Annotated in this window: 9 protein-coding genes; 2 read left to right on the top strand and 7 right to left on the bottom strand. The window is 50.5% G+C overall.

Features of this window, described 5'->3' with window-relative positions:
* From A596_RS22265 to A596_RS17255, 7 genes are all read right to left on the bottom strand, one after another.
* A partial coding sequence (locus tag A596_RS22265) for a DUF6531 domain-containing protein (RefSeq protein ID WP_160280166.1) occupies positions 1-1,433 on the bottom strand: 1,433 nt, incomplete at its 3' end.
* Positions 1,434-1,634: 201 nt separating this feature from the next.
* On the bottom strand, positions 1,635-2,795 hold the full coding sequence (locus A596_RS17280) for a DUF3570 domain-containing protein (RefSeq protein WP_039917068.1): 1,161 nt from the start codon (positions 2,793-2,795) through the stop codon (positions 1,635-1,637).
* Positions 2,782-3,006 carry a DUF4266 domain-containing protein gene (locus A596_RS17275; RefSeq protein ID WP_039917066.1) on the bottom strand — a complete coding sequence of 75 codons (225 nt, stop codon included), beginning with the start codon at positions 3,004-3,006 and terminating at the stop codon, positions 2,782-2,784. Before A596_RS17275 ends, A596_RS17280 begins: the two co-directional genes overlap by 14 nt.
* Positions 3,003-3,494: a TlpA family protein disulfide reductase gene (locus A596_RS17270; RefSeq protein ID WP_084128545.1), complete on the bottom strand. Its 492-nt coding sequence runs from the start codon at positions 3,492-3,494 to the stop codon at positions 3,003-3,005. Before A596_RS17270 ends, A596_RS17275 begins: the two co-directional genes overlap by 4 nt.
* Before the next feature lie 25 nt (positions 3,495-3,519).
* Complete coding sequence (locus A596_RS17265; protein ID WP_039917062.1) at positions 3,520-4,185, bottom strand: outer membrane beta-barrel domain-containing protein; 666 nt, start codon at positions 4,183-4,185, stop codon at positions 3,520-3,522.
* Positions 4,155-4,955, bottom strand: a complete 801-nt coding sequence (locus A596_RS17260) for an SH3 domain-containing protein (RefSeq protein ID WP_084128542.1) — start codon at positions 4,953-4,955, stop codon at positions 4,155-4,157. The genes A596_RS17265 and A596_RS17260 overlap by 31 nt, the downstream gene beginning before the upstream one ends.
* 6 nt (positions 4,956-4,961) lie before the next feature.
* Positions 4,962-7,874, bottom strand: coding sequence for an HzsA-related protein (locus A596_RS17255; protein WP_052417626.1), 2,913 nt, complete (start codon positions 7,872-7,874; stop codon positions 4,962-4,964).
* A 619-nt stretch (positions 7,875-8,493) separates the two neighbouring features.
* Between A596_RS17255 and A596_RS17250 the strand changes: the two genes are divergently transcribed.
* Positions 8,494-9,729: a hypothetical protein gene (locus A596_RS17250; protein ID WP_412130334.1), complete on the top strand. Its 1,236-nt coding sequence runs from the start codon at positions 8,494-8,496 to the stop codon at positions 9,727-9,729.
* A gap of 12 nt (positions 9,730-9,741) precedes the next feature.
* Positions 9,742-12,255, top strand: coding sequence for a LamG domain-containing protein (locus tag A596_RS17245; protein WP_235425766.1), 2,514 nt, complete (start codon positions 9,742-9,744; stop codon positions 12,253-12,255).
* Positions 12,256-12,308 lie beyond the last annotated feature (53 nt).

Below are 12,308 nucleotides of genomic sequence, written 5' to 3'. Positions count from 1 at the left end.
ACTCCGCCTGCGTGCTCACTGGAGATAGCGCGACCCTGGGCATCATAAGCCCAAGTAGCGTAACGTTTTCCTCGCTCATCAGTGATCCCGGTCAAAAAGGTTGGGAAGCGAGCATCTTCGTAGTGATACATACGCTCGGTATTATCAGGGCGAATAACCTTGCTAATAAGCCCTTGTCCATTATATGTATAAGACGTTGTTTTATTACCATCGACAGTGATGCTGCTGAGTTGATTGTCGGTGTAAGCAAATGTTAGTTCGCGATTGGTCGAATCTTTTACACGTGTTAATAAGCCACTCGTTGCATCGTAAAACAATTCCTGCTTCATACCATTACTGGCAGTGATAGATAATAATTTTCCATCTACACTGTAATCTTCAATATCACCATTACTGGTTTTATAACGCCATGCCACAGGTGCCGCATCACTAACAGCAATTAATTGGCCCCGGCTTCCGCTTAACTCGCTGTACTGATCGCCAGCACTTAAACCAAAATTTAAAATACTGCCATCTTCGCGAATTAATTGAATCGCGCCAGGCTTAAAGTAAATTTCGGTACTTAGTGCACTTTGCACAATGGGGATATTTCTAATAATTTTATTATTTCGGACAATTTGACACGTATTATTTACATATTGCGCAGAAGAGCCTTGTGTCCAGTTATCACTAATTTTGGTTTTTAAGTCATTAAACCCACCTGTGCAAGCGAGTGCTTTACTGGTGTAAGGCGAACTTTTAGCTCGCACTATTTCAATTTTTTGCGGATCAATAATGCGGAGGGATTTTTGATATGGGTTATACCAGAAACCGCCAATCATTTTATTTGAGTTACTGTAGGCGCGATCAAAACCGATTTGACCAAAGCCGTGAGAGTTAATATCACCTTCTTTCTGAATTTTTGCGCCGGTGCTGGTATCGATTGGATTTCCAACGGGGCAAGATGTGGGTGGTGAATCCTGAGGAGCTGCTGCAACATATTCGATTAATTTTGCACACCAAAGCCCGGTAGAATCACTGATTTCAACTGTGTGAGAAGGATAAAGGGAACAATCTATAAATGGATAACCCAGCCGCTCTCCATTACTTATTGACGTTTCACCTGTTCGCAAATTTCGCGCATCATATATACATTTGCCTGGACTGGGCTTTGTGGGATCGTCAAATTGAAAACGTGGGTTTGAATACGCTATGAACCCGAGCATTGCCCATTCCGCATCAGTGCGCTCCACCCAATTTCGAGTGCAATATGCTTGAGGAGCCTCAACACACTGTCTTAAATCAGGAGAAAATGCATTTGGGCAATATTTTAAAACAGCGGGAATGCAATCATAATTTCCCCCCTGTTGGACGCACTGATGTATCTGAGCTAAAGAAAAATTGGAAAGGAATAGCAAAAATAAGAATGGAATTGGAATGATTTTTAGAAACATGATTTTTCCCTACGTTGATCAATATCCATCGATTAAAAGTCCTAAGCATTTTAAATAATGAATAATTGTTTGTCATTAATTAAAAAAGTTGACGTATATTAATAACTGTATGGACAACAGGAAATAGACTGGGCATTAACGACCAAAAAGGGCGGCAGTAATAATAGAATGCAAAAAACGCAGCAATCACCGCGTTTTTATTTAGAACCAAAAAGAAAAATACAACCGGATCACATCCGCCTGCAAACTATAAAGCGGTTCTTCACCAGCAGCGTAATCGGCGGGCGATACGCGTGCATCGCGGAAATCGTCGTAATCAATATCGAAATGATCCCAGTAGAGGTTGGCGGTGCTTTTATCAAACCAGGGAATAAATCCGGCGGGGATTTTGTAAGTCACACCTAAGCCAATTGTTGTGGAGGAGAAAGGGCTCAGTTCCTTGTCGCGTGCAAGGAAATTCTGGGCATCGCGATAGGGAAATAAATCTGAATAAAAATCGGCACCCGTTTGATCGTAAATGCGGTATTTCACTTCAAATAAAAAACGTTCACCATATGGATGCAAATAACGCAATTCAGCGTTATCAGCATCTATCCCCCAGCTATCCGAAAACTTGCGCAGTTCGGCGCGAATAGAGGCGCGATAAGGCAAATAATAAATTGCGCGCAAACCTAAAGCGTCGCTATTGCGTGTGTGTGGATAGAGTTCACGTTGATACAAATAACCACCAGTACCATTTAAATAGCGCACTGAGCGATAAGGATTATTCAAACAACTTTGATCATCAGTGAGGTTTAAACATTGATCGGTAGCGCTATCGAAACTGAGCGATGCCAATAAATTTTTGGTGACGATTTGTGAAGCATTGACACTGTATTTGCGGCGCTGCAGATCGCGCTTATAAGTTGGATCGGTATTTTGGCCAACAATATCCTCACCAAAACTCACACCAAAACCCAACGTGGTTAAATCGCCAAAAAAACTTTGGTCGATACCAAACGTATAGGTTGTTGCATCGTAATCATTTTCTTTACTTTGGGTGTAGCCAAATTTCAGTGTGGAGCGGTCAATCATATATTGACCACTGAAACCGGATTCCTTGCGCTCTTCACTGTAAGGGCTTGCGGTAGCTTGCACATCAATCGATGCGCTACTCACCATATCCACATAATAGTTAGCCGATACAGAAACAGCTGTGCCGATATTTTTGCGCACCAGGATTGATGGCCCGTCAATTTCTGCACCACCGCCATCGTAACCGTGATACAGGACATCGATTCGTTCATCTGGCAACACGGCGGCAAATGTTGATGACGCTAACAACATAGCGCTCATTATTAACCAGCGATTAATTACAGCCACAGCCACCTCCCGATGCGCCATCACCACCGCGCGCGGCTTCACGCGCATCGAACACGTGGTGCAAATAAGCGTCTGCGATTGGATCGCGCTCAAAGCTCATGATTTCATCTGCAATTTTTTGCCGCTCATAGGGCTTCACCCAGGGTTTAATCGGGCTACAAGCGGCGAGACTCACGAGCACCGCTAGCAATAAGAGGCCGCGCAATATCATTCTCTAATCAGCTCACGAATTCTATCGCGGTAGATATTTTCGTCACCGGCTTTATAACCGCGATGCACGTAACGCACCTGGCCTTTTTTATCGATCAATACTGTGGTCGGCATCGCATCCACTTCGTACAAGCTGCTGGCTTTGCTTTCGATGTCAAACAGCACGGGAAACGTTACGTTCATATCCTTGATTAATTTTTTAGCGCCCTCGCTATCCTCTTCTACATTGATTCCATAAATAACAAAACCGGCGCTCTTGTAGCGTTGATACATAGCATCCAGCAATGGCATTTCCTTGCGGCATGGAGCGCACCAGGTAGCCCAGAAATTTAACATCACCACTTGTCCGCGCGCTTCAGCCAGGCGAACATTTTCACCCGAATTACTTTGCAGCGTGAAATCCGGTGCAGCATCAGCATTGGCTTGCAACGAAAAAACACCCAATGAAAAAATAATCGCGACACGCGTCAAAAATTGTTGCAGAAACATAACTAAACCCACCATAAAATCAAAATTAAAAAAACAACGACAAACCCAAGCGCGACTCCAGATTCGTTACGCGCTTGCTTTCACCAAATAATTCATGTTCAAAACTGTGGCCGCGCATACTTAAATCCAGTGCCAGCCAATCTGTTCCATAAAAGCGCAAGCCGGCGCCGATGCTGGTGGTGAAATAATCTTTTCCGGCAAAATCGGTATTACCGCCCCCCAACATAATGTAGAAGTGATTGTTAAAACTCCACTTGTCGGAGATATACACTTGCCCGTGCAAAAAGTTATAGCCGAGTGACAGATTGTAATAGCTGATATCGCGTTGATCACCCGTGAGCAACTCAACACCCCCACTCAATAATTCGTAGCTGGTTTTTTCTGTTTTACTCACGCCATATGCAGCTTCCACAAAAAAATCTTCAGTGATGTGATAGGCAAAGGTAATTCCCTGGACATCATTGGTACCGAAGTCTTCCACACTGAGCAAGCCAAAAAACGCACCCATCTCAAAGTTTTCACTGTCGAGATCATCTTCTTTTATCGTGCGACGTTTGATGTCAGGTGTAATGATTTGCCCGAGTTCATCATCGTCTTGCTCGTCATCTTCCTGGGCAAACGCAACATTACTGACACTGGCAATACCAGCGAATAATGCGATCAGAAAAAGACGTTGAAACCAAGTTTCCATTCATTGACCTCTTCATTGGTATTGCGGCTGGTGAGCACGTAGTGGTTAACGTATTCCACACGCATAAAAAACCGACCGGTAATGTGGATGTATGTACCCAGGCTCGCTTGTAATAAATTGTCTTCGCGATCTTCGGTTTGTACGAGAGTAGAACTTGGATAGGTTTTTATTTTACCGCCGCCCACACTGAAAAACGGCGAGGCGCGCCATTCCGGAAATGGCTGGAACAATAAAGCGCCGGCAATAATTTCGCTATCGGAAAATTTTCCGGTGTTATCAGAAAAACGAATTTCGGCTGACAGATTTTTAGTGAAACGATAACCGAGATTCAGCGTCATGCTATCGGCACCATCGAAATCCCCGTAGGCGGCACCGACTTCAAAGCGATTTACCAGGTAATCCGCTTGTTTGCTATCCGGAAACTCCGGCTTGCTACCATCGAGTGCAAGTGTGAATTGCATGTCGTCGCGCTTGATCCAGCCGACAATGCCGCGCCTGGTTTTGATTTTGATCCATTCGGTGCGGCTTTTTAACAGGGTAATAATTTCTTCACGCTCGACGACATGAAAAATGGGATAGCCACGTCCCGGGCCAGAATAAACATTGATAAAGGCATCATCCACGCTGACTTGCAGTGGCTCATCCGGCGTAAACCAGTTGCTGAACCCGTTTTGCGCCCACGCGGGATGACTGCACAATAATAAACAGCAGAAAAAAAATCGGTAAAAACGCGGGCGTTTTTGTTGTTGTGATGCGCCGGAAATCGTCATTGAAAATCAATCTACCGAGTCAAAAGGATTATTGTAATAAGCCGCGCGTATATCCAGCCATTCTGATAATAATTTCAATTCACTCGCGTTTAAAAAGCCGCGATGATCTACCGTATCTGTCGTTGCGTTAAAGTTGTTGAAGCGCCCGAAGAATTGCGCACTGGCGCGCGCGCCTCCCACTTTCATACTGGAGTCAACGCCTATCTGGCGGGTTAGCGGAATGGGATTGCCTTCGCCATCCAGCACCAATACAGTTTTAACCTGCCCTTGCTCATTGGTGATGTTCTGCTCCACAAACGGACAAACAGCCACCCCTTCGCAGGTGGGATTATTTTCCGCATCCAGCGTTACAGCGCACTCGGGAATGGAATCTTCATCCACTTCAAATTCGCACACCGGGATATTATCGGTGAGACCGGCGCCGTCATCCGTCAGAACCTGTCGCAAATCATTGGTTAACAACTCGCGATAGGAGGTCATATGGGCGTTATTCGCATCCGATGGCTGACGGGTCAACTCTAGCTGACCGGCAGGAATCTGCACAAGCGCATTACCATTGTTATCTACGGCATCGCGACTGTGGCAACCAGTGCAGCGACGCTCTTCGCCATTCACAATGCGGCTGCGCTCCCACAAGGGTTGGATGTGGGTTTCATAGTTGATGATGATACGGCAGAGGCTGTTCCAGCCATCCGGGTCCATGCAGGCTTCCGATGTGGGTGCGGCGATTTGCGCCGGATCATCCGCTAATGCCGAGTAACGATACTCAAAGCTGGCGTCACGCGGACGTACCGCCGGGTCAGTCCATTCATCATTAAAAACGATATCTACACTCGGCGCACGCTGTGCGACAGGTGCACACGTGGCAGCATTACCCGGGGTAAGGCAAAAGGTTGAACGGGTAGCAAACTCTGCCATGGTCTCGCCCATATTCGGAGTGATGGGCGTGCCTAACGCGTCAAACCGCAGGGTGTTGAGGAAGGATACACCGCTGGTTGCCGCACCTTTATTTAATGCGGTTGCTTCCGCATCGGAACGACCATGGGCAACATCATTCTGGTTGTTGTGGCAGCCGTTACATTCGCGCACTTCACCGGGGCGCAATTGCAGCCAGTTATTATGCACCGCACCGATGCGCCGGCCATTGGCATCCAGCACTTCAATGGTAAACGCCACATCAGCCGGGACTTTCACTTTGACCGAGCCGTCCGGCTCTACAGGGGCATAACCGAGGATTTCGCGCATCACATTGCCGCTGACGCCAAAGGCAGTTCCCTGGAAGTTGAGCGTATCGTTATCGGGCATGGAGACGGCTTTGATCAAACGCAGGAATCTGGCGGGGCGTGCTGATGCAGGCGCTGCAGCCATCGCCGCCAAATCCGCTGGCGCACCAGCCATGCCGTAACGGCTGAAGGTTCCGTCGATATCGTAAACGCTGCGAATATGCAGGACGCCAACCGCTTCCTGGGCCAATTGGGTATCAACCTCCGGACGCAGGAAGGTTGGGGGAGTGATTTTTTCGAGCGAAACCGCATCGGTGTACATAACCCCATCTTTGGCCAGCACCACCGGCTGCTGGGTTTGAGCTGCGGTGTTGTAGATCCAGATACCGTAGAACGGCTCGGCTTCGCGAATATCCGGGATTGCCAGGTTCGCCTCCGTGCAAGGCAAGAGGCGCAAGGTAACAGGTTCTTCCAGACGGCACTGGCTCCAACTGACCAGCAGGCGATTGGTGCCGTCATACAGCGGATAAAGGGAGGCAAACCGGCCGTGCACGGAAATCTCGTTTTCACCTTCGCGGATATTCACCGGCAATATCGAAATACGGCGTTGACCACTTGCCTCACCCCCACTTGCTCCGGGAACCGCGCGTTCGTTTTCACTGAAACGCGCGCCATCGATAACAACCATATCGCCACCGAGCAGCGCACCGTCAGGCTTGAGGATGCCGGCAATACGACCATCAGGCATGGGATTCACATTGAACAGGCGCGGCGTGCTTTGGGTGGCATCCTCCGGTTCGCTGTTCAGGCTGTCGTACCCGTAATAAATCTGGCTGTTAGTGCCATCGGGGTTAACAGTATAAAAGCTGAGATTATTGTGCCCGTTGCGATCCCAGCGGGTATAAAACACGCGGCCATCCGGCAATACACCGGGCTGGATGTCATGGCTTTGGTTGTAGGTGATTTGCTGGATGTCCGTGCCATCATCTTTCATGGTATGGAGCACATAGGCGGGGCGATTGCGATTCCCTTCCACACCGGCTGAATATTGCGGCTTGCCATCATCGAGCAGGATTGCCTTGCTGCGCGTCTGGCGGGTGGAGGCAAACAGGATGCGGCCATCCGGTAAATAGCGCGGAGATACATCCTGCCCTGCCTCGGCAACAATATCGGTACTGATAATACGGCGCAGCACTTTGGTTTGCAGATGGTATTCCCAGATGTTCCAGGTGGGTTGCCTGTCTTCATCCGCACCAGGAATTTCCGGTGCGCGCATCGCGAATACCAGGCGATTACCATCGGGATGCACGGAAATATCTTTCACATCGTAAAGCGGGCCATCAGGATAATCGGCGACCGGAAAGTCTTCCCCGGGAAATGCAGCCGAGCTGATATCCACCGGCGAGGCCAATGCCGTAGCGCGATCTTTCAGGAGTAATCGGGCCCCCGGATTAAAAGCCGCCTGATCAAACACATCGGGAAATACCGGATTGCCATCCTCATCAACAGGAATGGGGCGCTCCACATAAGCAATCGGCAAATCGACTACCACCGGGTCCGGTTTTTGGCCGCCGTCGGCACTGCCACCGCCTCCACCACATCCTGCCAATGCACCGGCGAGCATTACGCAGGTAAGGCTGCGCCGTGAAACCCAATCCTTAAAAGTGGACAGAAAAATACCCCATTCGCGTTTCATAAGCCGCTGCCGAAAATGTAATAAAGCGATTCGTCGAGTGTATTCAAAACCTGCGCCAATCAATATTCGCGCCCCAAATACTAGCCAAGGGCGCGACACTCATCTGATTCTGCCAAGACCAATGTGAGACGTTTCTCACTTTTTTGCGAACGACATTATCATTTGCCAAAAACCACCTTGCATGAACCAGTTCACATCCTGCCGGTGCACATCCTAAAGTGACAATTTGTGCCACTTATGGTGTATGCGGGGCTCCGATTAACCGTCAGCTGCTCCGCGCCAAAAGCGCTAAAATCCTTATATTCAGAGAGGCAAGAGATGCCGCAAAGGAGAACTGATTCTAATTCTGGAGGCCTCCTTGTCGATACCGCTTTTTGCCACGGTTATTAGGCATATTCGCTGCATAGTGCGAGCAACCAGATCGGGTAGCCAAAATCGCCCGATCACCCAAAAACATAGTTAAAACAACAAGAGCACAGCGCTGCGCCAGGGACGCTCCGGAATGAACCACTGACCGGACTACCATAACCCTTGCCGCCAAGACCTGCCTGTTCCGCAATAACACAGTATTTCAACAACCATGTTTGCTGCAGCTGTAGCAATTGACCGGGGGCACATTGTGACCACTCCTTCTACGCTATTTCGCCGGCTGGCGCATTACCTGTCGGCCGGATTATTGACCTTGACGCTCGCCACGACAGATGCAACCGCCGGTTCGCGCGAACAGGCCCTGCAAATCCACAACCGCGTTGCCGGCATCCCGCCGAGTGAAACAGTGCTGCTGCAAATGGCGGCGCAAATCGATGCTGGCCAAATCGCTGAAGCCGTTAAAATCGCCATGGATAACGAGGCATTTTATAGCGTCACCCTCAAAAATATGGCGACGCCCTGGACCAACCGCGATCAGACAGTGTTTGCCCCGTTAAATGATTATGTGGCGACGATTATCGGCCTGGTTCGCGACGATGCCGATTTCCGCACCGCGCTTTACGATGATGTGGTTTACACCAGCAATGCCGCTGGCCTGCCCGCGTATTCCAATAACAATAACAGCCACTACGAAGCCATTGAATCCCAAGGTGTTAGCCTGAAAGACACCCTGGTGCGCCGCACTCAATCAACCGTCAACGGGTTGCCTGCGGAAGCGACCTCCGGCGTGATCACCAGCCGTGCGGCCGCCAAGGCTTTTTTTATCGCGGGCACTAACCGCGCCATGTTCCGCTTCACCTTGCTCAATCACCTCTGCCGCGACCTTGAACAAGTGCACGACACCTCACTGGTCCCGGATTTTATCCGGCAGGATGTCAGCCGCAGTCCCGGTGGCGATAGCCGCGTATTCCTCAATAACTGTATCGGCTGTCATAACGGTATGGACCCCATGGCCAAAGCCTACGCTTATTATGATTACGAATTCGATATCAATACTGACCCCGACGGTATTAACGGTGCCATCCACTACAACATTGAAGGCACTCTCGATCCGGAGACCCATTCGCGCGTGGAAAAGAAATACCGCATCAATAGCTCCACCTTCAAACCCGGTTACGTCACCACTAACGACAACTGGCTGAACTACTGGCGCAAAGGCCAGAACAGTTATTTAGGCTGGGGCTGGAATTCCCCCGCACTGACAGGCAGTGGCGCCGGCGCCAAATCCATGAATATGGAAATTGCCCATTCCAGGGCATTCGCCAGTTGCCAGGTAGAAAAAGTTTTCCAGAACGTTTGCCTGCGCAAACCGGGCGATGCGGCTGACCGCGCCAAAATCGAGGAATTTACCCAGAGCTTTGCCGCCAATAACTACAAGCTAAAGCAGGTGTTTATCGACACCGCCAGCTACTGCAAAGGCCAATAAGGGGAAATGACAATGACCACGATGCATATACGCCCCGCCTTGCTGGTATCCGGATTACTGTTAGTTGCGCTCCTTGGTTGCGGTTCCGGTTCGGGCTCCAAAACTGAAACCAACCCGAATACCAACCCCGGCAATGGCAACGGAGGAGAATTCAGTTACAAAGGTAACAACCCGGCAGCGACAGCCGATATCACCAAATTCCAGAACAATGTGTGGATTAACATCGCGCGCGAAAACCGTTGTGGCGGCTGCCATGTGCAAGGCAAGCAAGCACCGGAATTCAGCCGCGGCGACGATATCAACCTGGCCTATGCGGCCGTGATTGATAATGGCCTGGTATCGCTGGGTAATCCGGCACAATCGCGCCTGGTCACCAAAGTCGCTGCCGGCCACAACTGCTGGCTGGCAGATCCGGTCGCTTGCGGCGATATCATGGCGACCTGGATTACCGCCTGGGCTGGCAACACAGGCACAACGGCAAACAGCGTGGTGCTGACACCCCCGGCGGAAAAAGATGTCAGCAGCAGCAAAACCTATCCCGCCAGTGCCGCCGGTTTTTCCACCACGGTTTATCCGCTATTGACCCAATACTGCGCCCAGTGCCACAGCGAAAGCGCACTGACCCGCCAGCAACCTTACTTTGCCAGCAGCCGTGTGGATGTCGCGTATGAAGCTGCCAAAACGCGCATGCGCCTGGACAATCCCACCGCCTCGCGCTTTGTACAGCGCCTTGCCGGTGATGGCCACAATTGCTGGAGCAATTGCAGCCAAAACGCAGCGGAAATGCAGGCAGCGATTACCACTTTTGCCAATAGCATTACACCGGTAACTGTCGATCCAGAGCTGGTCATCAGTAAAGCCGTTGGCCTGGGTGATGCGTTTGTGGTGAGCAGCGGTGGCCGGATCGATACTGACATCATCGCCAAATACGAATTCAAAACCGGCAAAGGCAGTATCGCTTATGACACCTCGGGCGTGGACCCGGTGGCCAATCTGAACCTGATCGGCAATGTTGGCTGGAGCAGCGCCTGGGGCCTGAAATTCAGGGATACCGGCAAAGCCCAGGCCGCCACCGGCGACAGCCGCAAATTCTATGATTTGCTGCGCGCGGCCGGCGAATACTCAATTGAAGCCTGGGTGATTCCCGATAACGTGGTGCAAGGTGATAATGACAACAACCCGGCGCGTATAGTCACCTATTCAGGCAGTGCAACAACGCGCAACTTCACCCTCGGCCAATACGAATACAACTACAGCGTTATGAACCGCACCTCGGTGAGCGACGCCAATGGGTTGCGCGAGCTGGCAACGGCGGCAAACAAAGAAATCCTGCAGGCGAGCTTGCAGCATGTGGTCGTGAGCTTCGACCCCATCCGTGGCCGCCGCATTTATGTGAATGGTGAATTCACTGGCGATACTGATCCGGATGCCGGTGCGGTATTAAAAGATTGGGATAGTAGTTTTGCACTCGCCATTGGTAACGATGTTTCCAACAATCGCCCCTGGGCCGGTAGCATCCGCTTCCTCGCGATCCACAAACGCGCCATGAGCGCTGCGGATATTAAAACCAACTTCAATGTGGGCGTGGGCGCAAAATACCTGTTGTTGTTTAATGTATCGGAGCTGGTCGGCACGCCACTAAGCTTTATCGTGTTCGATGTGCAGCAATTCGATGACTATTCCTATTTGTTCAGTTCGCCGTTCTTCACCAATCTGGGCGAGCAAAAAGTATCGGGCGAGATCGATTTGAAAGGCCTGCGCATTGGTGTCAACGGTGTTGAAGCCCATGTGGGCCAGGTATTTGCCCATCTGGATACCAAGATCAGCGCCGCGCAAATGGTCGATGGCCGCCAAACGCTATCAACGCTCGGCACTATTGTGGAAATGAAACAAGGGCCGGATCAGGACCAGTTCTTCCTGACCTTCGACCAGATCGGTACCCATCATTACAACCGCACCGAGGTTGTAGTGCCGCCACCTGCGACACCGGCGGATATTCCCGGCCAGCCCCATATCGGCCTGCGCAATTTTGCCGAGATCAACGCGACGCTATCGGCGCTAACCGGCGTGAGCAAAACCAACGCTGCGGTGCGCGCGACCTACGCCAAAGTCGAACAGCAGTTGCCAACACTGACGAACATCGAAGGTTTTCTCGCTGCCCAGCAAATGGGAATCACTCAACTGGCCGTGTCTTATTGCAATGCATTGGTAGATGACACCAGCTTGCGCAGCAGTTATTTCAGCGGTTTTAACTTTGGTGCTAACGCTGGCAGTGCATTCAATGCAACAGGCCGCAACCAGATTATCGAGCCGCTGATGAAAAACCTGCTCGCGGGCGATATAGCGTCCGGTGGCACGCTGGGTAACAAGCCCGATCCACTGGCGATTCGCACCGAACTGAATCTGTTGATTGATCGTATGACGGCTTGCGCTGCCACGGGCAGTTGCAGCAGCAACCGCACCGCGATTACCGTTAAAGCCACCTGCGCCGCCGCAATGGGCAGCGCAATCATGTTATTGCAGTAAGGGGAACCATCATGGCCAAGAAGACGACAACACTTCATCCCGATGCCCCGCTG

Origin of the sequence: Cellvibrio mixtus subsp. mixtus J3-8, from assembly GCF_000766945.1 — a bacterium.
GTDB lineage: Bacteria > Pseudomonadota > Gammaproteobacteria > Pseudomonadales > Cellvibrionaceae > Cellvibrio > Cellvibrio mixtus_A.
This window is presented reverse-complemented; position numbering and strand designations above follow the sequence as displayed.